Origin of the sequence: Pedobacter miscanthi (assembly GCF_032678605.1) — a bacterium.
Lineage (GTDB): Bacteria > Bacteroidota > Bacteroidia > Sphingobacteriales > Sphingobacteriaceae > Pedobacter > Pedobacter miscanthi_A.
In genome coordinates, this window is the sequence record NZ_JAVTSU010000032.1 from 17742 (window position 1) to 42147 (window position 24406).

At 40.2% G+C, this 24406-nt stretch carries 23 protein-coding genes; 14 read left to right on the forward strand and 9 right to left on the reverse strand.

The features are described from left to right. Positions 1 to 32 precede the first annotated feature (32 nt). Entirely contained in the window at positions 33 to 767 is a 735-nt protein-coding gene (locus R2R28_RS27825) for a hypothetical protein (RefSeq protein WP_316828935.1), read from the forward strand. A 98-nt stretch (positions 768 to 865) separates the two neighbouring features. On the opposite strand, the gene R2R28_RS27830 is transcribed toward R2R28_RS27825, so the two are convergent. Continuing rightward, a complete protein-coding gene (locus R2R28_RS27830) occupies positions 866 to 2071 on the reverse strand; it encodes a DUF4932 domain-containing protein (RefSeq protein WP_316828936.1) in 1206 nt (401 codons plus the stop codon). A 130-nt stretch (positions 2072 to 2201) separates the two neighbouring features. Continuing rightward, positions 2202 to 3092 (reverse strand): alpha/beta hydrolase family protein, encoded by an 891-nt coding sequence (locus R2R28_RS27835; RefSeq protein ID WP_316828937.1) that lies wholly within the window; start codon positions 3090 to 3092, stop codon positions 2202 to 2204. A 236-nt stretch (positions 3093 to 3328) separates the two neighbouring features. Between R2R28_RS27835 and R2R28_RS27840 the strand changes: the two genes are divergently transcribed. Then, on the forward strand, positions 3329 to 4963 hold the full coding sequence (locus tag R2R28_RS27840) for an ABC-F family ATP-binding cassette domain-containing protein (protein ID WP_316828938.1): 1635 nt from the start codon (positions 3329 to 3331) through the stop codon (positions 4961 to 4963). 388 nt (positions 4964 to 5351) lie between these two features. On the opposite strand, the gene R2R28_RS27845 is transcribed toward R2R28_RS27840, so the two are convergent. Further along, the gene (locus R2R28_RS27845) at positions 5352 to 5861 is read right to left on the reverse strand and encodes a GNAT family N-acetyltransferase (protein ID WP_316828939.1); all 510 of its coding nucleotides are present in this window, start codon (positions 5859 to 5861) and stop codon (positions 5352 to 5354) included. A gap of 27 nt (positions 5862 to 5888) precedes the next feature. Continuing rightward, on the reverse strand, positions 5889 to 6854 hold the full coding sequence (locus tag R2R28_RS27850) for a DMT family transporter (protein WP_316828940.1): 966 nt from the start codon (positions 6852 to 6854) through the stop codon (positions 5889 to 5891). A gap of 14 nt (positions 6855 to 6868) precedes the next feature. On the opposite strand from R2R28_RS27850, the gene R2R28_RS27855 reads away from it, so the two are divergent. After that, complete coding sequence (locus R2R28_RS27855) at positions 6869 to 8278, forward strand: PLP-dependent aminotransferase family protein (RefSeq protein WP_316828941.1); 1410 nt, start codon at positions 6869 to 6871, stop codon at positions 8276 to 8278. A gap of 17 nt (positions 8279 to 8295) precedes the next feature. Here R2R28_RS27855 and R2R28_RS27860 read toward each other — a convergent pair whose 3' ends face one another. Then, complete coding sequence (locus R2R28_RS27860; protein ID WP_316828942.1) at positions 8296 to 9303, reverse strand: zinc-dependent alcohol dehydrogenase family protein; 1008 nt, start codon at positions 9301 to 9303, stop codon at positions 8296 to 8298. A 92-nt stretch (positions 9304 to 9395) separates the two neighbouring features. Between R2R28_RS27860 and R2R28_RS27865 the strand changes: the two genes are divergently transcribed. After that, positions 9396 to 10256 carry an AraC family transcriptional regulator gene (locus tag R2R28_RS27865; protein ID WP_316828943.1) on the forward strand — a complete coding sequence of 287 codons (861 nt, stop codon included), beginning with the start codon at positions 9396 to 9398 and terminating at the stop codon, positions 10254 to 10256. A 405-nt stretch (positions 10257 to 10661) separates the two neighbouring features. On the opposite strand, the gene R2R28_RS27870 is transcribed toward R2R28_RS27865, so the two are convergent. Together R2R28_RS27870 and R2R28_RS27875 are read right to left on the reverse strand one after the other, a co-directional pair. Continuing rightward, positions 10662 to 11366 (reverse strand): RibD family protein, encoded by a 705-nt coding sequence (locus tag R2R28_RS27870; protein WP_316828944.1) that lies wholly within the window; start codon positions 11364 to 11366, stop codon positions 10662 to 10664. A 65-nt stretch (positions 11367 to 11431) separates the two neighbouring features. Beyond that, entirely contained in the window at positions 11432 to 12592 is a 1161-nt protein-coding gene (locus R2R28_RS27875) for a PAS domain S-box protein (protein ID WP_316828945.1), read from the reverse strand. 287 nt (positions 12593 to 12879) lie between these two features. Here R2R28_RS27875 and R2R28_RS27880 point away from each other — a divergent pair, with 287 nt between their 5' ends. Genes R2R28_RS27880 through R2R28_RS27890 form a run of 3 tightly spaced genes read left to right on the forward strand, consistent with a single transcriptional unit; the run spans position 12880 to position 15923 of the window. After that, a complete protein-coding gene (locus R2R28_RS27880) occupies positions 12880 to 13563 on the forward strand; it encodes a phosphonatase-like hydrolase (protein ID WP_316828946.1) in 684 nt (227 codons plus the stop codon). Between the two features lie 46 nt (positions 13564 to 13609). Beyond that, entirely contained in the window at positions 13610 to 14689 is a 1080-nt protein-coding gene (locus R2R28_RS27885) for a zinc-binding dehydrogenase (RefSeq protein ID WP_316828947.1), read from the forward strand. 1 nt (position 14690) lies between these two features. Continuing rightward, positions 14691 to 15923: an MFS transporter gene (locus R2R28_RS27890; protein WP_316828948.1), complete on the forward strand. Its 1233-nt coding sequence runs from the start codon at positions 14691 to 14693 to the stop codon at positions 15921 to 15923. A gap of 87 nt (positions 15924 to 16010) precedes the next feature. On the opposite strand, the gene R2R28_RS27895 is transcribed toward R2R28_RS27890, so the two are convergent. Next, positions 16011 to 16553: a hypothetical protein gene (locus R2R28_RS27895; RefSeq protein ID WP_316828949.1), complete on the reverse strand. Its 543-nt coding sequence runs from the start codon at positions 16551 to 16553 to the stop codon at positions 16011 to 16013. A 109-nt stretch (positions 16554 to 16662) separates the two neighbouring features. Beyond that, on the reverse strand, positions 16663 to 17166 hold the full coding sequence (locus R2R28_RS27900) for a hypothetical protein (protein WP_316828950.1): 504 nt from the start codon (positions 17164 to 17166) through the stop codon (positions 16663 to 16665). Positions 17167 to 17249: 83 nt separating this feature from the next. Between R2R28_RS27900 and R2R28_RS27905 the strand changes: the two genes are divergently transcribed. The 7 genes from R2R28_RS27905 to R2R28_RS27935 form a co-directional block, all read left to right on the forward strand. Continuing rightward, a complete protein-coding gene (locus R2R28_RS27905; RefSeq protein ID WP_316828951.1) occupies positions 17250 to 17966 on the forward strand; it encodes an aspartyl/asparaginyl beta-hydroxylase domain-containing protein in 717 nt (238 codons plus the stop codon). Beyond that, positions 17966 to 18913 carry a hypothetical protein gene (locus tag R2R28_RS27910; protein WP_316828952.1) on the forward strand — a complete coding sequence of 316 codons (948 nt, stop codon included), beginning with the start codon at positions 17966 to 17968 and terminating at the stop codon, positions 18911 to 18913. Before R2R28_RS27905 ends, R2R28_RS27910 begins: the two co-directional genes overlap by 1 nt. A gap of 338 nt (positions 18914 to 19251) precedes the next feature. After that, entirely contained in the window at positions 19252 to 19572 is a 321-nt protein-coding gene (locus R2R28_RS27915) for a hypothetical protein (RefSeq protein WP_316828953.1), read from the forward strand. An 89-nt stretch (positions 19573 to 19661) separates the two neighbouring features. After that, positions 19662 to 20219 carry a phage tail protein gene (locus R2R28_RS27920; RefSeq protein WP_316828954.1) on the forward strand — a complete coding sequence of 186 codons (558 nt, stop codon included), beginning with the start codon at positions 19662 to 19664 and terminating at the stop codon, positions 20217 to 20219. A 60-nt stretch (positions 20220 to 20279) separates the two neighbouring features. Beyond that, positions 20280 to 21431 carry an ABC transporter substrate-binding protein gene (locus tag R2R28_RS27925; protein WP_316828955.1) on the forward strand — a complete coding sequence of 384 codons (1152 nt, stop codon included), beginning with the start codon at positions 20280 to 20282 and terminating at the stop codon, positions 21429 to 21431. A 2-nt stretch (positions 21432 to 21433) separates the two neighbouring features. Beyond that, positions 21434 to 22360 carry a methionyl-tRNA formyltransferase gene (locus R2R28_RS27930; protein WP_316828956.1) on the forward strand — a complete coding sequence of 309 codons (927 nt, stop codon included), beginning with the start codon at positions 21434 to 21436 and terminating at the stop codon, positions 22358 to 22360. Between the two features lie 41 nt (positions 22361 to 22401). Next, positions 22402 to 24406: MBG domain-containing protein (locus R2R28_RS27935; protein ID WP_316828957.1), on the forward strand; the 2005-nt coding region annotated here is incomplete at its 3' end.

Below are 24406 nucleotides of genomic sequence, written 5' to 3' on the forward strand. Positions count from 1 at the left end.
CCCTATCAAAAAGGAATCATATACATAAAAACATGCAAATTAAAAGCGAAAAAAAGAGGTTTGAATCAGTAAACCTTAAGTTAAGGCACGTAGCCGCCCTTGTTATACTCACTGTATCTACTTTAAATGTTTCTGCCCAAAAATCAGCAGTGGAAGCAGCATTTTCAAAATTAGGTGTTGATGCAAGTATCCTAAATCCCGAAAATGTGAAACTGCCGGAAGATTATTCTTTCGAACTCAAGCAATCTACAACAACGGCTGGTAAAACCAATGTGATTGCGGCCAACTTTGATCCGGCAAGTCCAAAAGAAGAAAGGTGGACGGTGGTTTCAGTAAATGGAAAATCGCCTTCTAAAGGAGATATCAACTCATTCAGGAAAGACCGGGCAAAAGAACATCCGGCTACAAAAGGCGATGATGCCAGTTATAAGATTGAAAAAGAAACGGCAGACCAGTTGGTGTTCAGTTATAAAATAGAGGCTACTTCGCTACCTAAAGAAGCCGCTTTTATGAAAGACTGCCGGATTTACATGACTGTAAACCTAAGGACAAAAAAACTGGAGCAAATGCGGACATTAAATGAAAAACCTGTAAAAATTGCCATGCTCACGGCCGATAAGTTTGAGCTTAACTCAAAAGTGGTTTTAAACGCCGATGCGAAACGGTACTTCCCGGTGAATGAAGAGCTGGATATGCAGGCCAAGTTTTTAGGCCAGTCGGTAAGTGTACAAACGGTAACTGCGTATTCCAATTACACCAAAAAATAATCAGTGTTTTGCTTGAAAATAGGCAGCTTTCCAATATGGGAACTGCCTTTTTTTGCTTTGAGGAGGTATTTTAATCATTGATGATTTTATAGCCAGTATCAATGACTAACTACTTTATAGTTTTTGTATTTCTGAAATTGATCATTGATGGTTTCGGGCGTTAAATTGTGTAAAAAGCTGATCATTTCCGGAAGATAACTTTCAAAGGTTGGGTATTTTACCCGGTTTGTTTCATAAGTTGTTATTTTTTCTTCTAACAATGGGATTAATATGCAACTGTATTCGCCGATATGAAGATTCCGTAAATGGTCAGCTTCTTTGTTATTTCCATTAGATGCCGCGATTCTTATTTCGCCAAGTCTTACCAAATGTTCGGTCACGCACACATACCAATCTCTAATGCCGCGGGATGCCAAAGTATCCTTCAATTCTTTTATAAACAAAAGCGAGTCTGCCCTGATCTGCTTTTCATATTTTTCGAGTAGAGGATTAACGAAAGAATGTGATATTTCATGGATGGTTATAAACTGGGTTACTCCCGCGTTATCAAAGCCATATTGCCTGTATAAAGGTAAACTGTCCTGCAATTTTAGCATCTTGCCGGAGCTTACTACCATAGAAGGAATTTTGCCCTTCGGTGATAAAATAACCGGTCCAATGCCCCTGTAACTGTCTTCTCCCGGTGTAATTGGCATAGCGGGCGATATATACAGTTCGTACTGCGTGAATTTTTTGCCATACCACCGTTCTATAGATGGGTAAGCTAATTTACTGATGTCTTTTGCAATTTCTCCAAGGGCACCTTTATAAAAAGAATGGTTGTTTTTTAGAAATCCGGCTACATTTGCCTTTACATAAAACTTTCTTAAACTATCGGTTAGCTCAGGGAATAAGGCCTTTAGATTATTAGAGGCAGAAGATGCGTTTTTATCTTTTGCAAACCGATCTCCTTTTGCCGGAAATTCTTTTTGATTTAACAAATATTCCAGTATCGGCCCATTATCACCAAAACCATCCCTAACCTGTTTCAGTATTTCTGCAACTCGGATGATAATCGGATCATTTTCAAAACGCTGAAAATGTTTGAAACCAAAATAAACAATAGGCTGATGTGAATAATCAACACCTTTTATATCAAAAACGTAATTATTAATGCGTTCAACGGCTAACTTTTCTACAAAAAAATAGGTTTCGATATTAGGGTTTACACCTATTGAGGCGTGCGAAGCTAAACGGACTTTATATTGGCCATAAACGCTTATGGTAAAGCAGGAAAAAATGATAAATAGGTATAGGTTTTTCATCTGAAGTAAATTAATCTCTAATACTCAAGACGTACTTATGATGTAAAAGGTTGCAGTTGTAACAATAACATATTTTGGTATCCCCTAAAGCCACATCGGTTTTAGGGGTACCAATTCAATCCTTACGCCATTATTTTTGTTTTTTAGCACTGACTGTGGTTTTAATCCATTTAATTGCGAAATTAAACGGTTCAGGAGTTTTGGAAGAAGCAGTGTTATGCCCCAACTCAGGAAACAATTGATATTCGTAAGGTTTTCCCTTTTCTTTAAGCAGGTTAAGTCGTTCTGCAGATAAACCTACCGGAATTTGTATATCCTTACCGCCAAAAAGCCAGAGTCCCCGGATGGAGAGGGCGGAGAGGGCACCGTGTGGATCGGTACCGGCGAATTGATAACGGTCCGGGTCGTTACTGATGTGTTCACGTGCTTCAGCCTCAGTATGTGTGTCCCAAAAGTTGGATTTTCCCTGTGTATAAAACTGGAAACGGAGCTGCTCGAGCGTGGTCACAACCGGCCCGCTAAACAATACCATAAAATCCACCTTAGGGTTTTTATTCGCGGCAAGAGGAATCACCCATCCGGCCTGACTAAAGCCCATTAAACCCAGCGGAAGATGTTTTTTCCGTAGTTTTGTCAAAAGTATGTCAGCGGCATTGCCCGCATCTAAAGCCAGTAGGTTAAGGTTCGCAGCATCAATATTATTGGTTCCCACCTCTGGTCCAGCGTAAACCCCACCCGATTTTCCAACCCCTCGTTTATCATAGGTTAATACAGCTATTCCGTTTTCTGCCAGCTGCGAAGCCATTCTCTGCATCCTGCTTTCCTGGCCAGAGCCATGAACGAGCACTATTGCAGCAAGTATTTGTTTGGGTTTAAAAATGGTACCTTCCAGTATAACACCTGCACTTTTAAACTTAATATCTTCGGTGCTAAAACCGGGCATAGAAGCCGAATCAGGTTTGTTTTGTGCTAATAATCCGGAGCCGAAGCAACAGAACAGTAAAAATAAATAAGGTTTCATGGTTTTAAATTGAGGGATCAAACTCCCGGTTATCATTGTTGTTTAAATGTGAAGCAATATAGGCCGGGCATCACAACAGGATTGATAAATGTGATGGAATAGGGGATAAATGTGACGAAGGCGGTTTTACGGGTAATTCCTATCGAAATGTGTTTCAGCTATTCTGCACAGTCAAAATTCTAGCTATAATTTACCCGGTTTCCTTTATCTTTGCTGCCAATTAATATTCCAACTTTGTGATTAATGTAAATAACATCTCCGTTTCATTTGGCGGAACCACGCTTTTTAGCGATGTAACCTTTTCGATAAACGAGAATGATAAAATTGCCCTGATGGGTAAAAATGGTGCAGGTAAATCAACCATTCTGAAAATTATTGCCGATGTAACCAAACCTACTTCGGGTAATGTAACCGGCCCTAAAGAAGCCGTTATTGCTTATTTGCCACAGCATCTGCTTACACAGGATAATGTGACGGTTTTTGAAGAAACAATGAAGGCATTTGCTGAGGTAAACCAGATGCAAAAAGAACTCGATGAGTTGAATGAGCAACTGACTATCCGTACCGATTACGAAACTGATGACTATATGAAACTCATTGAACGCGTATCGGAACTGAGCGAGAAATTTTATTCGATAGAAGAAACCAATTACGATGCAGAAGTAGAAAAGGTATTAAAAGGCTTGGGTTTTGAACGTAAAGATTTTACACGCCAAACTTCTGAGTTTTCGGGTGGCTGGCGGATGCGTATCGAGTTGGCGAAGATTTTATTAAAAAAGCCTGATCTTATCTTACTGGATGAGCCTACCAACCACATGGATATCGAAAGTATTCAATGGCTGGAAGATTTCCTGATCAATTCGGCTAAGGCAGTAATGGTGATCTCTCACGATCGTGCCTTTGTAGATAACGTTTCTAACCGTACCATTGAGGTAACCATGGGCAGGATATACGATTACAAAGCAAAATACAGCCATTACCTTCAGTTACGTGCCGACAGACGGATACATCAATTAAAAGCCTACGAAGAACAACAACGTTTTATTGCTGATAACCAGGAATTTATAGACCGTTTTAGAGGCACTTACTCTAAAACCTTACAGGTACAATCGCGTGTAAAAATGCTCGAGAAACTTGATGTAATTGAGATTGATGAAGTAGATACTTCGGCGTTAAGACTTAAGTTTCCACCTTCACCACGTTCTGGCCAGTATCCGGTAATGGTAGAAGAGCTGACCAAAGCTTATGGCGACCATGTGGTGTTCGAAAAAGCATCAATGGTGATTGAACGTGGAGAAAAAGTAGCTTTTGTCGGTAAAAATGGTGAGGGTAAATCGACAATGATCAAAGCCATTATGGGGGAGATTGATATTGAAGGAGGTTTAAAAGTAGGTCACAATGCCAAAATAGGGTACTTTGCCCAAAATCAGGCTGCACTGCTTGATGAGAGTTTAACGGTATTCGAAACCATTGATCAGATTCCATTAAGTGATGGTACCCTGAAAATAAAAGACCTTTTGGGCGCGTTTATGTTTAGTGGCGATGATACCACGAAAAAAGTTAAGGTGCTTTCTGGTGGTGAAAAAACCCGTTTGGCCATGATTAAACTCCTGTTAGAGCCGGTAAACGTATTGATCCTCGATGAGCCAACCAACCATTTGGATATGAAAACCAAAGACATTATTAAAGATGCACTGAAAGATTTCGATGGCACTTTGATTTTGGTATCGCATGACCGGGATTTCTTAGACGGATTGGTACAAAAGGTATTTGAATTCGGGAATAAACGTGTCCGCGAACATTTTGAAGACATTAAAGGATTTTTAGCGTACAAAAAAATGAATAGTTTGAAAGAAATTGAGCAAAGCTAAGTGGGATTTTAACGATTAAAGAGGTTGTATTATAAATATAAATTTGTCAATCCTGAGGGATGATTTATGGTATAAAAATCATTATGAAGGACGGATGGATAAAGCAGGCAAATGGTCTCGGGGTATCATTATTTCGACCGCAGTGGAGAAATCTTTTAAACTTGATTTTGATAACTTGTTACAAAGATTTCTCTCCCGAATGTTCGGGATTGCACTTCAGTCGAAATGATTACTATTCTATTGGGCCTGTCATTAATAGCTTGCCGAAGGACCTGTTTTATTATTCTTTAAGGTGTTTCGATAAGTTGAATATGACAGAACCTGAAGAGAAACTGGCTTTTTTGATACAGCGTCTTTAAATTATTTAAGCCTGTAATTTTGCAATTATCTATATAACAGAAAGCTCAAACAGGCTTACCGGATTGCCGTGATAATGAGAAGGCAGTTCATCTGTATTTTTTAAATCGTAAAGCCCCAAAAATTTAAATCCCATTTTGGTATAATGATTAATCAGGCTTTCGTTTTGGCCTACTGTATCTAAACGTACATACCTTTTATGGTTTGCTTTGGCATATTTCTTTGCCCAATCCACAATGATGGCTACCATATTTTGGCCTTTAAATTCAGGATTGGTGGCGATGCGGTGTATATAAACGGCAGGATCATCATTTCGTTCCTCCCAAATCTGTGGATCATTAAACGTGGTAGCCCAAACACAGGCCGTTTTTCCATTAATCGTTATTTTCCACTGCCTGTTTTCTGTTATTTCATTTTCAATCAATGAAATTTCGAATTTTGGCCAGTGCAGGATGTATTTTGTTTTCTGAAAAGCAGTTGCGCAATCATAAAGACGAAAGATTTCTGCAATATCTGCTGCTGTACTGTTGCTAATGTTCATATGGTTAAAATTTTATAATGAATTATTTTATCGGGCAAACTTTTTCGAACCCGCAACGCAAAGGATAATGCCAATGGTTACCGCAAGCATATTTAAACTTACTTCTTCATGCAGCAGCGTAGCTGCTAATGCCAGTCCGAAAAAAGGCTGTAAGAGTTGTAATTGCCCTACCGATGCGATACCTCCTTGTGCAAGCCCTTTATACCAGAAAATGAAACCAATAAACATGCTGAATAACGAAATATAAGCTAAACCCAGCCACGCACCCGAACTGATGGAGGATAGTGAAACCGGTTTAAAAACAAACATTAACGGGAACATTAATGGAAGCGAAATGACCAATGCCCACGAAATTACCTGCCAGCCACCAAGTGTTTTCGATAAGCGGGCACCCTCGGCATAACCCAAACCACAGAGTACAATTGCAGCCAGCATTAGTAAATCGCCTACTGGCGATGCATTAATACCCTGATAAACTGCATAACCAATTACAAGCAAACTGCCCGACACAGAAAAAAACCAGAAAATTGGTTTTGGTCGTTCGCCGCCACGTAAAACAGCAAATACTGCCGTTACCAACGGTAATAAACCCAAAAACACCAGCGAATGTGCCGAAGTAATATGTGCAAGGGCTAAAGCGCTTAACAACGGAAATCCGATTACAGCACCGAAAGCCACAATAACCAGCGACCATAAACTGCTTTTAGCCGGGCGTTTCTCTTTAAGTAAAATCAATACCGCAAGGGCAAGTAAACCTGCAATTGTTGCCCGTGCAAGGGTTACAAAAACCGGACTCATATTCATCACGGCTATTTTAGTGGCAGGCATCGATCCGCTAAAAATCAATACACCGATAAAACCATTCAGCCATCCGCTCGAAATTTTTTTGGTAGTCAGGCTACCTGTTGTTGTGGTAATCATATCTAAAATTTGCTTAACCAAAAGTGCTAAAGAGAAAAGAATAAATACAGTATCAGTTTTGTATATTTGCATGGATACAGTTTGTTATGAAAAAGGTTTACAGGTACAACGAAATTGCGGATGGAATAGCTGCTCAGATTAGAAATGGCATTTTGAAGGTTGGCGATAAGCTGCCTTCGGTGAGGTTACTCTGTAAAGAACATGCTATTGGGATGAACACCGCAAAGCGGGTTTTTTTAGAACTCGAAGCGCAATCGCTGATCGATTCAAAACCTCAGTCTGGTTTTTTTGTCAGTAACCGATCCGTTGAACGGCTGCCCTTACCTGGGGTAAGCAAACCTACGCTCATGCCGGGCAATAACGAACCCGAAGAATTGATTACTAAAGTTTATTCCAGTCTTGGCCGCAACGATATTACTAATTTTTCGATCGGCATTCCTTCCGGAAACCTCCTGCCTTTAGCAAAACTCCAAAAAGAAATCCTGCTCGCCAGCAGATCCTTGCAGGGCGGTACCGCTTACGAACCACTTCAGGGTAATATTCAACTCAGGAGGATGGTTGCTGTACGTTCGCTGGGTTGGGGAGGGAATTTAAGCGAAGATGATTTAATTACCACCAGTGGCGGGATGGGGGCGCTTTCTTTTTGCCTGATGGCTTTGGCAAAACCGGGTGATACCGTTGCTATAGAAAGCCCGTGTTATCCTGGTATTTTTCAGTTAGCCATAAGTCTTGGTCTTAAAGTGCTCGAGTTACCTACACATCCCGTTACCGGTATTGAAATTGATGCGCTGAAAAAATTGGTCTCTAAAATCAATATTTGTGTGCTTATTCCCAACTTTAATACGCCTTTAGGCAGCTGTATGCCCGATGAACATAAAAAAGAAGTGGTGAAATTACTGGCTAAACACCAGATTCCGTTAATAGAAGACGATGTATATGGCGACCTTTATTTCGGTGCCCAGCGGCCAAAATGTTGCAAAGCTTTCGATACCGAAGGGAATGTGTTGTGGTGCAGTGCCATTTCGAAAACACTCGCCCCCGGTTATCGGGTAGGGTGGGTGGCACCAGGAAAGTACAAAGATAAAATACTGAAACTAAAACTGGTGCATGCCATTGCCACACCATCACTGGTACATGATGTGGTGGGCAATTTTTTTAAAAGCGGCCGTTATGATGTTCATATCCACCAGATGCGCCGTACCCTGATGGGAAATTACCAGCGTTTTAGCCATGCCATTGCTACGTATTTTCCTCCAGGTACCAAAATTAGCCGTCCACAGGGAGGACTGGCCATTTGGGTTGAACTGGAAAAAGGAACCGATACCGTAAAACTTTACGATCTGGCCATGAAACAAAAGATCAGTATTTCTCCAGGTCGCATGTTTACCCTGCAGGATCAGTTCGAAAATTGCCTGCGCATATGCATGGGCATGCCCTGGACAGATGAAATTGATTTTAAACTCAAACAACTGGGGAATTTGGCGAAAATGATCTGATGAGTTGTTTTTTTATGCTATTTAATCTTAATCACCACTTTTCCTTTTGCCTTTCCTGCCCTCACTAAGGCATGCGCTTCATCAACATGGTTTAAAGTATATGCTGATGGATGAAGACGGACCACCAGTTTTCCGCTTTCAGCCAGTGCAGTGGCTTCGCTTAGAATCTCTCCATGATACGCCCTTCCTATGTCCGTAATTAATGGCAATAGTGTAAATATCCCCGAATAAGTAGCGCCCCTGAACGAAAGTGGAGCCAGTGAATGAGATCCCCACCCTAAAGCCGTAACCACATGACCGGTGTAAATTTTAACAGCCTTAAAAGCGGCATCGAGAAAGGTACCGCCTAAAGTATCAAAAACAATATCAAACCCTTCTCCGCAGGTATATTTATTTAGGTATTCACCAGATTCCATTTCTTCGAAAGTTATAGGAATGGCGCCGTAACTGCGTATTAAATCATGATCTGCTACACTAGCTGTAGCATAAACCGTTGCTCCAAAAGCACGGGCAATTTGTATGGCCATGGAGCCCACACCTCCAGCGCCTGCCTGTACAAAAACAGTTTTGTGTGCATCAACTTTGGCACGGTCTACCAAACCTTCCCAGGCGGTAATAAAGATTAAGGGTAAAGCTGCTGTGGCCTGCATACTTAAATTCTTCGGTTTTTTAGCTAAAAGCACTTCATCCACCACTGCAAATTGAGCAAGCGATCCCTGGTTACCACCAACTCCACCCGTAAGGCCGAATACTTCATCACCAACCTTAAATTTTGTGACATGGCTTCCCGTTTCTACAATTATTCCGGCTAAATCGGTTCCCAGTACAGCAGGGAGGGGCTGTTTAGCATGGCCTGCATTTCCTGACCATATTTTGGTATCGAGCGGATTAACAGCACTTGCATAAATCTCTATTTTAACCTGTTTGGTGCCAATTTCAGGAAGTTCAATTGTCTTTTTTATAAAATTTCCGCCGGCCTGCTCTAAAACCATCGCAATGGTGGTGTTTTTTACAACTGTATTCATTTTTTAATTTTTTAAAAGAATTTAGTCAAATTTATACAACATTTATATTGATTTTGGTGTATAATTCGAACCAGTAGTTGTACTTTTATGTCATGAAAAAAGATCATTTATACCAGCCTTATGAACTTGTCATAACTGAAATGATTGATGAATGCCCCCGTGGTATCCATACACATACCTTTTTTGAGTTTGTATATGTGGTTAAAGGTTACGGATTTCAGCATATAAACGATAATAGTTTTGAATATAAAGCCGGACATCTGTTTTTATTGGCTCCTGAAGATCACCATACTTTCGAGGTTCAGTTAACCAGCTGTTTCTTTTTTATCAGGTTTAATGCTGCCTACTTGAAAAGCAATGCTGCGGCAAAAGAATTGACAAACAGATTGGAAATGATTTTACGCAACCTGAGCCAACAATCGGGTTGTGTAATCAGGCGTGAAGATGACAAACAGGTTATTCAAACCTTAATGGAGCTGATGATTAAGGAGTACCAGAGGCAAGATCTTTTTTATAACGAAGTTTTAGATCAATATATCAATACTTTATTGGTGATTGTATCGAGAAATATTTCGCTTACTCTTCCGGCAACTATTGATGAAAACAGCGACGAAAAGGTGCTTGACATTTTAAATTATATCCAGCGCAACATTTCCAGTCCGGATAAACTAAAAGCAGCGCATATTGGCCATACGTTTGGCGTAGCTGAGGCTTATCTTGGTCGCTATTTTAAACGCCATGCCGGAACAGGCTTTCAGGATTATGTTATGAATTATAAATTAAAACAGGTAGAGAACAAGCTGCTTCATAGCGCCATGCGCATTTCTGAAATTGCCAACGAATTTGGTTTTACCGATAAAAGTCATTTAAGCAAGGCTTTTAAAAAACATACAGGCTTTAACCCAACCGCGTTTCGCAAAAATTACCTCGAAAAAGAAAAACGTTCTAGCTAACTTTTCCTGATTCTGACAATTGCAATTATCGTTAATGCCAGGGCAAACAAAGAAAAGCCTTCAAAGGAACAAGTATTTATAATTTGGAGTGGTGTAGGTGATATAGCAAAGTGAGCGGGCATTGCAAAAGTATTAAAACTATAACATATTGCCAGGAGCAATAACAAGAGTGCAAATAATCTTTTTAAATAAAATTTCATGATATAGACTAACTATTTACAAAAGTAAGCCCGCCTGATATGGATGTAAATAGAGAATCGGTAAGAAGCTATTATTGTTCGTTGGATGAGCATTATTGCTCGACAAAATAAAGTAGCCTGTTGTAAATTAGGAGTCAGTTGTAACACATCTTCCCCTGTAAAAATGGTATGTGGAGACTTGTTAGTGCAAATATCCTTTAGTTTTTTAGCCTATTTTATAAGTAATCCACAGTACGTCATTTTCAATCTGTTTTACCTTTTCGAGCTTTAATAAGGTTGCGTCTTCTTTTTTTACTTTTTCATCAATTTCAAAAAGGGTGGATGTTTTGATACTGCCATCGGCTACAGGCAACAACAACTGATGAAACTCGTTAATAAGGCCTTCGTTAAGAAAACTTCCGTTGATATGGGCACCACCTTCGAGCATCAGTTTTTCAATACCGAACAGTTTACGAAGTTTTTTTAAAGCGATTTTTAAATTTACTTCATCTTTCCCGGCAAAAATATACGATACCCCAATATCTTGTAAATGCGCAAGATAAGCATCTTTTACATTTTCTGTAAGAATGGTAATCACATGATCGCCCTGCATGTTTGGCGCTGTCCAGCCAAGTTTCGCTCCGCCATCAATGGCGATAGCAAAAGTATTTGATTGATGACCGGCAACAAAATCCTGGCGGCTAACCTCCTGGTGTCCCTTTTTTAAAATTGGTTTTGCAAAATCTGTAAAATCTTTTTCCATGGTTGTCCGCCCTACAATCCATGCCCCAACGCCAATTTCTTCGTGTATTTTCTCAAATGTTCCCCTTAACAGTTTCATTTTCGGACTATTTCCCCATTTTTCGCCTAAAATCTTACCGTCAACCGAGGTCATCATTAAACAAATTACGTACGGCAATTCGCTATTCATAGGTATTTGTTGTTGTTTGTTAAATTCAACAAAAAAGTAAAGGTCTTGTTTGTGGTATGGTGTAATTACTGAGCGGCAGCTATGTGAAACGAAAATGTTGATCCCTTATCAGGTTCGCTTTCTACAGCAATGGATGAGCCATGCAGGTTAATAATGGTTGAGGTAAGGTAAAGGCCAATCCCAAATCCGCTGATAAATTTGGTTTGTTCACTGTTTACCCTGAAAAATTTCCCGAACATCAGTTTTTGGTCGGTAATGGAAATGCCGATACCCTGGTCGCTCACGCTAATTAAAAAATGATTATCTTTTTGTATGCAGTTTAGGGTTATCGTACCGCCATTGGGCGAATATTTTTGGGCATTGCTGATCAGGTTGGTCAGTACCAGCGAAAGTTTTTCCTGATCTCCGTGTACATTGGCCGTCTCAGCACCAGTATAAACAATGGAATGTTTTGCTGAAGCGATGCGCGCATCTTCCAGGTTTTCTTTGATCATTTTTGCGATATCAAACCTGATGGGATTGATTTTCATCTGGCCATCCTCAAATTTCGAAATGCTGAGGAAATCTGAAATCATATTCTCCATTTTTTTTGTCTGCATTTCAGCCCTGGAAAGTGCCTGGCAAATAAATTCTAATTCGTCCTTTTTAGCTTTGTGTAAAGCTACCTGGATGTAGGAACGAAGAGAAGTTAATGGTGTTTTAAGTTCATGGCTTACAAAACCGATGAACTCGTTTTTCTTAATTTCAATATTTTTTTTATCGGTAATGTCCCTTGCAATTTTAGATAAACCCACTACGTTTCCGGTATGATCCTTAATTGGCGAAATGGTTAGCGAAACACTAATCAGTGTGCCATCTTTTCTAAGGCGCTCCGTTTCAAAATGATCAACCCTGATACCCTGGCGTAACTGGCCCAGTATGTGTGGTTCTTCATCGGCACGATCGGGCGGGATAATTTTCATAATCGATTTACCGATCATTTCTGAGGCGGTATAGCCGAAAATCCTTTCTGCCGCACTGTTCCAGCTTGTTACAATACTATTAAGGTCTTTACTTACAATTGCATCATCAGAACCCTCAATAATGGAGTTAAGTATCGAACTTCTTTCATCTGCAATACGTAATGTTTCGTTTAAGCTTTTGAGCTGGGCAATATTTAATCTTAAATCCGACTCGCGTGTTTCGTATGCTTTAATAAGTCCAAGGATTTCGGCAGATTCTTTCATAATTCCTTTAATAATAGGACCCACAATATAACGACTTTTTAGGCTGCTTTTATGGATTATAAATCTTTAAATTCGGATTTATCAGGTAGATTACTTTAATGTTTTAGCAACATAGTAGTTACAAAAATCGCCGAAGTGCCTTCAAGCTGCTGTTAAAGTTGAAATCCAATAAATTTAACAGAAAATTAACATGCATGCAATTTGTTTTATATAAACATTGTTTAGTTTTGCTAAACAATTTATTTCTCTTCATAAGCGAGATGAAAAAAGTATAAATTAGATTAACGATGAAAAAAAGTAAAATAGCAATGGTGGTTTTCGATATGGCTGGAACCACAGTTAATGAAGATAACTTAGTATATAAAACGCTTCAAAAGGCAATTAATAATGCTGGTTTCGAATTTAGTTTAGATGAGGTACTTGCCCAGGGTGCTGGTAAGGAGAAAAGACAAGCTATCCGTGCGGTACTATCTACCTATGCAGGGGTGAGTGATGAAGCACTTACTGCGAAAATATACGACGAATTTATCGTTGCATTAACCCATGCTTATGCTACTGAAGATATTCTTCCGCAACCTAACGCAGTAGAATTGTTCGGCGAATTAAAAAACAGGGATATTTTATCGGTGCTGAATACAGGCTATGATAGCGTTACGGCCAATTCCATTATCAAAAAACTAGGCTGGAGTGTAGGAAAAGAATTTGACGCACTGGTTACGGCTTCTGATGTATCGCGGAACAGGCCTGATCCTGATATGATCGAATTTGCGATGAAAAAATTTAATATTGCCGATAGTACGAGCGTGGTAAAGATCGGAGATTCGGCTATTGACATTGAAGAAGGCCAGAATGCCGGTTGTGGCCTGAGTATTGGCATTACCACCGGAGCGCATACAGCGGCCCAGTTACAAGCTGCAAATCCTGATCGGGTAATCCATAACCTGATGGAGTTGTTGCCGCTTATTGACTAAATAACTGATTTAAATATCTTTCTATAAAATATTAGCATTTACTGCAATGGATAAAGCGAGCATAGTAGCTTTTAACGGACAGGGGCAACCCATGGAAGTGCAGACAAGGGAAATTCCGGCACTGCAAAAAGGGGAAATCCTGATCAAAAATCTTTATACCACCCTTTGTGGCAGCGACCTGCATACTTATTGCGGCCTGAGGAAAGAGAAAGTGCCTACAGTTTTAGGTCATGAGATTGTGGGCGAAATTCTTGGCTTTGCTGATGGGCATAGCGAAAAAGATTATCTGGGGAATAAGCTGAATATTGGCGACAGGGTAACCTGGAGTATTTTTTCTTCCGATCCTGATTCCACCATGTCGAAAGCAGGGATGCCGCAGAAAGGTGAAAACCTTTTTAAATATGGCCATGCACAAATTACTGCTGATGATGCACTGCATGGCGGATTATCTACCCACTGTATCCTGAAATCGGGTACAGCCGTACTTAAAATTTCAAGAGCCGTACCGTTACCTGTAGCGGCAATTATTAATTGTGCGGTAGCCACAGTGGCAGGTGCTTTAAGGCTGGCTGGAGAAGTTAAATCGAAAAAAGTGCTCATTACCGGCAGTGGATTATTGGGAATGGTGTGTGCAGCTATGTGTAAGGATGCAGGGGCGAGCTATATTCATATGGCCGATATTAATGCCCAGCGCCTTGAACAGGCCCTTGCTTTTGGCGCAAACGAAACACACCTGTTAACAGGGGCTTCGGTTGGTTTGCCAGAGGGAATTGAACTTGCTTTTGATATGAGCGGTTCGGCCGATGCAATGGAAAACAGTATCGAAAAATTAGCGATCGGTGGAAAAGCCATCTGGATCGGCGCGGTATTTAATACCCGTAAGGTACAGATTGATGCCGAACTGGTTGTGCGGAAGTTAATAACCATTAAAGGTTTACACAATTATAATTTCGAAGATTTTGTTTATGCCGTAAATTTCATCAGTAAAAACCATCAGGTTTTCCCGTTTGAAAAGGTAGTATCAAAAGAATTTGATCTTTTAAATACCAATGAGGCCTTCGAATTCGCTGTAGCCAATAAGCCGCTTAGGGTAGGCATTAATTTAGATCAACTGGAAGCTTCGTAAAATGGATAAGAAATTTAGGGTGCAGCAATGGAAAATGCTGTTGATTACCATGTTCTGTTACCTGTTTTTTTACACAGGCAGGCACAATTTCGGTTGGGCTGCAAAAGGAATGGCCGCCGATTTGCACATTCCCTATACGGGTATTGGCTGGATCAGTTTTTCGATGTTGATGGGCTATTCCATTGGGCAGTTGATTAACGGTAACCTGGCCGATCGTTTTAGCGCACGTTTAATGGTTACGGTGGGTGCATACCTTTCCATCATCACCAATGTGGCCATCAGTTTCGCCAATAGCGGAACAGTAATTATGGTACTATGGGCCCTGAATGGCTATTTTCAATCGATGGCCTTTGCGCCCGGCGCAAAACTGATTAACAACTGGTGGAGTGAAGAGGAGCGGGGCAAAGCCTTTGGTTTTTATACCATGGCTGCCGGACTTTCTTCGGTAGTAACTTACCTGCTCTCCATTATTTTATTGCAACAGGGTTATGAGTGGCGTATGCTTTTCAGGTTGCCTGTGCTACTGCTATTGATTTCGGCAACTGCTTTTCTGATTATTGCCCGCGATAAACCGGATGTTGCAACAGGTACTAAGGTAGAAAAACAACCAGAAGTAAGCTGGATAAACCGCTATCGTTTGGTATTGAGTAATAAAAGGTTTATGGTTGCCTCACTTGGTTTTGGCTTTGAAAGCATGGCCCGTTATGGCCTTATTTTTTGGGTTCCTGTTCATTATTTGGGAGGCAACTGGAAAGATAATCCTGGTAATTTATGGGTTACCTTTTTATTACCCGTAGGCATGGCGGCAGGCGCATTAACTTTCGGTATCCTCTCTGATAGTTTGTTTAAAAAAGACCGCATCAAAGCCATTTTCTTTGGCATGTCCATAAGTGCCGTTATTGCCATCCTGATTTATATTGCACCAGTTCATAACCTGCTTTTAGGGAGTATATTGATGCTATTGGCCGGTTTTTTTGTATATGGTCCACAGGCATGTTTTTTTCCGCTTAGTCCCGATTTGCTGGGGAGTAGCCTTACTGGTACAGGCATAGGCTTTATGAATATGATTGCTTATCTTTTTGCCGCCTTTGGTGAGCCTTTATTGGGCTTTGCCATAGATACAACGGGCAGTACCAATAGTATTTTTATCGTTATTTCAGTGCTTTGTGTATTATCTGCCTGTAGTGTAGGTGTAGTAAAGTATATGAAAATACCAGTTGTTAAAACAATTTAATCAGCTTAGTCTCTGATCATCAGGCGCCCTCTTAACGGGCGCTTTTTTTTGCGCTATATTTTGGAAAAGTTAGCTTGGTAAGGGCTGTTAAAAACTTAGCAAATCCTGCTGAATAATGGTTATTGCCTGTTGCCTTAAATGTTTATTTCCCCGGTTTAAGCTTTGTAAAAGTTTCAATTTCTTTTTCAGGTAAGCTGATGCATGTTTTAAATCATATTGCATCATCCAGGCCACATTATCAATTAAATCGGCATATTTAACGGTTTGTGCTGCTGCACTTAAGGTTTGCAGGCGTTTGCTTTCCAGTTTTTTTCTTTCCTTTTTGTTTAGCCCCGGGTAAGCCGATTTGGTAAAAACGTCTGTAAGTTCAATTACGCTCACAGTAATAAAATCTGCAGCCGCTGGTGGGTAAGCAAAACTAAGTAATGCCGCTTTCAGCTCAGCACCGGTGGTATTCGTATCTTCCAATAAGTCGTGGCAGAGGCCTATTTCATAGCCCCATTTTGTAGCATCTTTTGCCAATAAAGCTACTTTGTTTAAATGCTCGAAATAGGGCAGTCCGGTGCCTTTAATGAACTGACGGCTATGTTTCTCCGCAACCCAATCTGCCAGTTTTTCTGAATGCGTCATTATGCCTGATATTGCTGGTGTTTATTGTTATAGCAACATGTTTTGGCCTAAAATGTTCTGATTTTAATAGTTGGGGACAAATCCAGTAACGCAAAATTAAAAAGACAGACTATGCGGGTCTTCTGCTACAGAGCCACTTTTGCATTGCAGGATAAGGGTTTGCGCCATTTATTTTTGCCTGCTGATCATCATAGGTCATTCCGAGCCATTGCAAAAGCGGCACGGCAATAAATTTCGATTCCTTAAAGTTATCGAGAAGTGATTCTGATGCATTTTTATAACCCTGTTCATGAAACACAACTGAAGGATCAATACCTAAATGAATGCAGGCGGCAAAAGACCATGCTATAGCCATTAGTTCGCCACCATTGTGTAAATCTCCGCTGGGGAGATTGTCGCTCATATCTTTTCTGATATTGGGCGGCATACAGGCCAAATGGCCTGCCTCATGTAAAATATCGCCCGGGTAAAGTAGCTTTCCGATATCAATAATGAGTATTCCACTCCGAAGTTTAAGTCCTGGTAAAAAGGTTTCTCCTTCTATAAATTCAAGGTTATAGTTGATGCCAATATCGCCTAAAAAAGATAATATAATGCTGGTATGATGATCCATGTTGATTTAAAGGTTAAGCGCTAATTTATATTTTAAGATGTAAAGTTATAAATCTGGCTCAAAAATTTGAAGAGTAATAAACAATGTCTAATATTACAGAAAATCATCTCATCGTGTCGAAATACATTCAATTTAACCAACAATATGATGTTCAGTTGCTCAAAAGTGAACTTGCCATAGCCATGGCCCTGGATTGGAAAGAACATTTTAACAAAAACGATTATGATGGCTGTTGGGAGAGTATTTCGCTACAATCGGCAAGTGGAAAAGAAGATGATATTCTGGCTAATTATGGTGTGGACAACTACAAAGAAACAGCATTATTAAAAAAGCTGCCATATATCAAATCAATCCTCGATTCGTGGCAATGCCCTAAAGAATCCATCAGGCTACTGGCCTTACATCCCGGTGCTGAAATTAAGCCCCATAGAGACCGTGGCTGTAATTATGAAAACGGTGTATGCAGGATACATATTCCGATCCAAACGAATAATGGCGTTCAGTTTAAAGTAGGGGATGAATACCTAACCCTTAACGAAGGTACCTGCTGGTATATCGATTTTAACAAAACCCATGCCATTACAAATACTGGCCAATCGGTAAGGGTTCATCTGGTGATTGATGGTTTACGGAACAGTTGGACAGATGAACTTTTTAGTGCAAACGGGTATGATATGGCAGTGGAGCAGCAGGAGCAACAGATGGATAGGGAAAGTACTTTGAGGGTAATAGAAGAACTGGAAAGATTAAATACTCCGGTATCAGAACAGCTGATTGAGGAACTGAAAAAAAATATCTGATGAACGGGCTGAAGAACTGGATTCCCTATAAATTCGAAAAACAGAACGGATTTTGGCAGTTGCGGTGGATGGATCTTGCTGAACGGCATATTGCAGAGCCTTTTTTTGATGAAACGATTGGGATTTGCTTGTCCAAAATGAGCGAACGCTCCGGTTATAAACCGCTGAGTGATATTGGTTTCCTTATTGAATCGGCTATTGATATAAATGCAATAGCGCCAACGGCCTTTATATTTCATGTATCCCGCTGTGGTTCTACTTTGTTAACGCAGGCATTATCAACCGATCAGGCTAATATTGTTTATGCAGAAGCACCGCTACTTGATGAGATTTTAAGAGCGCCCATGCACGACAAAAGTTTAATAGCGGCAGAAACTGAAAAATTATTTAAGGCCGCGGTAAAATTTTTAGGACAGCAGCGCAAAAGCCAATATCAACAATTGTTTATAAAGCTTGATAGCTGGCACATTCATTTTTATCCATTACTGAGGAAATGGTTTCCTGATACGCCTTTTTACTTCCTGAGCAGAGAACCCAACGCTGTTATTGTTTCCCATCATAAGAGAAGGGGACTGCATAGTATACCAGGCTTTATTGAGGCCGATCTGCTTAAAATAAAACTAGGCGATGAGCACTACAGCGATTTTAATTTCTTTACTGCCAGGGTGCTCGAGGGTTATTACAGGGTGCTTTGTGATGTGGATGCTGAAGATCATCCGCTCAATCATTTTTACGATTATGGCTGGGGGATGGATAATTTACCTGCGCATTTTTTTAATTCTATTGGTAAGGAAATCGCAAATGTAAATGAAATGAAGAAACGCTTAAGCTTTCACAGTAAATACCCTGATCAGCTTTTTAACGGTGAAGATAAAATTGAAATTCCCACTTATCAGAATGCCACCTCGGCCTATCAGCAATTAATTGCTGCAATTTCGGTAAAATAGTATTCCTTGATATAGAATTTACATGATGTTTTTATTGCGTTAATCTGCCGGATGTGGTAAATACCGGTACTTATACGTTCACTAAAACAATAGTTATCTTGTAGTATTAATTGTTTTTAGATGTAAAATCAATTAGTTTTAAGTATTCTGCTATGTTTGAGTAAAAATGTTGACAATTGTCAATAGAAAAAATAAGATCGGAAAGCTTTTTTTGATACAGTCAAGGCGGTATTTAGTCAGAAATTATTTTTTTGATGCAAAATACTTAAAAATAGGGATTGTTTAATATCACTTTTTTGTGTGATATTTACATACCAAACCATCCCAAACAAAATCGCATGAATCTTGAGAAGCGCTCTTTCTTAAAGACAATAGTACCTTCTATTGGCCAAACTCTGGCTAATTCAGTTCATATACCGGAAAAAGCAAATTTTACCATTAATACTTACAGGCAAATGAAGCTGATGTTGATCAACAATATCGCAGCCCGTTTAGTTGATAACTTTTTTGATAACGAAGTTGTTCCTCCTTTATTGTTTAATGCCAGGGGATGTTTATCTCCAGCTGAAAATAAATCCAAGAAGCATTTAAGAATCCAATGCATGAATAATGTATGCGATGTTAGTGTGAGCCATTATTGCTACAAACCTTACAGATAGTTTTTGCCAACTTACTACTACGCAGATTATTAATCTGCTGAAGTATGATTATTTAATCAATTTACTTTTTAACCATATAATTAAAAATTATGTCTACAGAACCATTTATTGGAGAGATTAAAATTCTAGGATTCAATTTCGCACCTAGAGGTTACATGACCTGTGCCGGTCAGATTTTGTCTATTGCACAAAACACTGCTTTATTTTCATTATTGGGTACTACTTATGGTGGAAATGGACAAACAACTTTTGCATTACCAAACTTACAGGGTCGTGCACCTATCGGGCAGGGACAAGGACCAGGCTTACCCAACTACACAATGGGCGAAGCAGCTGGTACAACAAATGTATCTATCTTAACCTCGAACATGCCAGCCCACGTGCATACTGCAAACTCGTTACAGGTAAAATTAAAAGCTTCTTCTGCAAATGCCGACGAACCTTCGGCAGATGGTAACTATCTGGCTACAGGAAGCAATTCGATATTTTCGGGTAACGGTGCAACGCCTAATGTTTTTACTGGTGGTACGCAGATTTCGGGTACTACCGATATTTCCGGACAGGGTTTACCATTTTCGATTTTGAACCCTTATTTGGTAATCAATTACTCTATTGCCACCCAGGGAATATTTCCAAGCAGAAACTAATAAAAATTAATATAAAGGGGAGAACGTTACATTCCCCCCTTTTAAATACACCGTAACTATATGCAAACAATAGGGATTTTATTACCCAGATCAACATATTATCAAACCATTGGATTTGATCTTTATGAAGGATTGCGATCTGGATTAAAACATCTTGGGCGAAGTGATATAAAAATAGTTACTGAAAACATCGGTTTTGGTGCCGAGAAGCAGCAATGCTACCGCAGTGCGGAAAAATTGCTGCTCGAAGAAAATGTTTCTGTGGTAGTTGCTTACATCGGGCACCGTATGGCACAATTGCTTAGACCGCTTTTTCTTGCTGCCAATAAAATGCTTATTGTATTGGATGCAGGTGCTAATTTGCCGGGTGAATGGCCCAGCTGTCCAAATATTTTCTATCACTCCCTTCATAACGCTTTAGGCGCTTCACTTGCTGCAAAACGTGCAACTGATGATGGCCTTAAATCGGCCGGAATGGTAACCGGTTATTATGATGGCGGTTATTTACATACTTACAGTATATCAAAATCATTTGAAGAAACAGGTGGATCAATGGTTTTTAACCACGCCACAGGATATCTTCAGCAAGAATTTACCATCGAACCCTTAAAGCAACACCTGGAGCAATTCCCTAACAGTGCCCTGTTGAGTCTTTTTAGCGGCGATTTTGTTCAATGGTATTTCGAAGCCATTAAAAATTCGTTTCAGGGGCAAAACCTTCCGGTTTATCTGCCTCCATTTGGATTTGAAGAAATGATGTTATCCGATGCCGCCTACCCTGGCGATACTGTAAAAGGAATTGCCGCATGGTCTAAAAAACTGGCTTCGGCAGAGAATGAGGTATTTATCCAAACGATAGCAAATGCAGGCAAAACACCAAACCTGTTTTCATTATTAAGTTGGGAAAGTGCATCAATAGCCTTAAAAGTTTTGGCATTAATTGAGTCGCATAAAAACAACGTCTCACAGATTGCAGCAGGTTTACAATCATTCGAATTCGAGGGGCCAAGGGGAACGGTTTATTTCGATACCAAAACCAATACATCCTTAGCGCCACTCTACCATGCAGCCATTATTCCGGATAACGAAGGAAAATGCGAGGTAAGGATAGAGGGCATGGCCGATAACGTATCGGGTAATTTTAAAAAAATAGCTGCTTACGAACTGGATAATGCCATGTCGTCATGGTACAATAGCTACACGTGCATATAACCATGGAAACACAGACAAAGATATTGGTATTATGTGGTGGCAAATTTGCCTTTCCAACGTTGCAGTTACTCGCTTATGAAAAGTTTATCTGCGGTATAGGCATTGGAAAAGCCAGCGAATCTATTATAGATGCATTGGAAAGAGAAGCTGAAGATAGCAATATCGGATTTAAAACTTTTCAGGATAAAAAAAGCATTTCCGGAATGAGGGAATGGATTGATGGGATACAACCCGATTATATATTTTGTATTTCGTTTCCTTTTTTACTTCCAGAAAAAGTTTTGGCTTATGGTGAACAAAAGTTCATCAATTTTCATCCGGCACCCTTACCGCAGTACAGGGGATCGATGCCGATTTTCGAGGTATTGAAGAATCAGGAAACCGAAACGGCTATCTGTGCCCATTTTATGAATTCGGCATTTGATGAGGGCAATATTATTTTTAACGATCCGGTAACTATTGAAGCTGGCGATACTTATGGGAAACTAACCGTAAAATTAAGTAACCGCATGGCACAGGTAGCATTTAATATGGCTAACATGTTAGCTTTTGCCAGTAGTATTCCAAATCAGCCACAAGATGAGTTATTGGCCTATTATTATGAAAAACCCGGATTATCGGATACTTATATTAATTGGAACCGGATGACCACAGAAGAAATTATCGCATTGATCAATGCGTGCAACCCGTGGAATGGAGGAGCAGATGCTAGCCTACATGGCGAGCAGGTTAAAATAATTATGGCTTCCCTATTGGATGAGCCTCACGATAATCAACCCGGTACAATAGTATCGGTAAACAACAGGATATGCATAGCCTGTAGAGACGATCAGCAGTTAGCTGTTGAAATTATCAGTACCGATTACGGTATCATGACGGCTGTGCAATATTCGATTTTACACCCTGAGAAAACAGGGGTTCTAAATTAACCTTTTATACAAAATAATTCAATTTTTAAAACTATGGAATTATGAAAAAAAACTTTACTTTAATCTTTGTACTGCTCCTCTGTTTCTTTAGCATTGGCGCAAGTGCACAATCCCAATTTTGGAGCGACACTTTTGAGGATGCCGGGGCACCTAGCACGGGAGTAAGAACTTACTCTATTCCTGAATTTTCGAATGGTGTACCATTTGCGTCTTACTTTATACGCACAACACCAGCTCAGCTGGCTTTGCAGAATGGCGCATACTCGGGGTTTCAGGGGGTCAAAATTTTCGCTGCTGAAGATATTGATAAAGGTCCAACCAATAGCAATAACTCCATTCTTGCAAACCAGCAGGTAACCTGGAACAATATCAATATTGCCGGAAAAACAGGCTTATCGTTTAAAGGTCTTTTTGCAGCCGACAATCAGGGTGGGTGGCAGGGCTCTGCCTGGAACAGTCAATCTGTATCAGGGGTAACGCAACCACAACAGGATTTTTTGGCATTCGAATACCAAATTGACGGTGGCCCATGGGTAAGGGCAATTGCGTTTTATGCAAACCTCGATCCATCTAATGCCGGATCGGCCAATACGCTTCAATTGGAAACTACCGGCGATTTGCAGGGAGATGGAGCAAGTTTAACTTATGCTTTTGCCGAATATTCGGCAAACATACTAGGAACAGGAACAACTTTGAATATCCGGATGAATTGCCATGCAAATTCAACTGGTACACAAGAAGTTGCGGTTGATAACTTCCGTTTATTCGAAACGCTTGGCTCAGCCGCAACTGTAACTACAGGAGGTAACACTCCATCATATACTACTGCTTCATTGGCAGGTACGGTAAATGATAACAATTCTACTACTGCGGTAACCTTCGAATATGGTCTAACTACAGCTTATGGTTCATCTGTAAGTGGTACACCAAGTTCGGTTACAGCAGGTACAGGTAGTACAGCAATTACAGGAAGTTTAACCAGTCTTTTGCCTAACACCACTTATCATTATCGTATAAAGGGTATAAACGGTATTGGTACATCAAATGGTACTGATGGAACATTTACAACACTTTCGTTACCAACGGTAACAACAGCTGTGCCTGGCACTATTACCACCACTTCGGCGGTGCTAGGGGGGAATGTAACGGCTGCAGGTAGTTCGGCGGTTACGGATCGTGGTATTGTTTATTCGTTAACAACCAATCCTACCGTAGCCAATACCAAAGTTCAGAATGGTACTGGTATAGGTGTTTTTTCGGCAACCGTTAGTAGCTTTGCATCCAATACTTTGTATTATGTAAAGGCTTATGCCATTAACGGTGGAGGACCAAGTTATGGTGCTGAGCAGACTTTTACTACAGCATCATCAACCATTACGGCTGGCAGTACATTCCCAGCTGGATTAACCACCACTTATGGTGTTACTTCTTCTTCAACCAGTATCGCAGTTTCGGGTACTAACATATCGGCAGGTATTACTGCCACCCCATCATCAACAGCCAATTTTGAGGTGAGTGCCGATGATATTACTTATGGTCCGTCTGCTACCATCGGTAGCTCGGGTACGGTATCGGGTACTGTTTATGTAAGGTTAAAATCTACTGCAGCGGCTAATGCCGCTATTACTGGTAGTGTAACATTAACCAGTACAGGTTCCAATAGCCCGGTGATCACCATACCTACAAGTTCGGTGGCCAAAGCAACATTAACTTATACTGCTGATCTAAAATCGAAGATTTATGGGGCCGCTATTCCTACTTTAACAGGAACAGTATCAGGATTTGTGAATTCTGAAACGGTAGCCGTTACAACGGGTACGCTTAGTTTTACTACTTCGGCTACTATAAGTAGTTCGGTTGGTTCATTCGCGATTAATGGTACTGGTTTAACTGCAGTCAACTACAGTTTTGTACAGGCAGCTGGTAATGCAACAGCACTAACTATTACCCCAAAAACCTTAACGGTTACTGCAAGCGGAAACAATAAAGCTTACGATGGTACAACAGCTGCCACGGTAACTTTAAGTGATAACCGTATAACAGGTG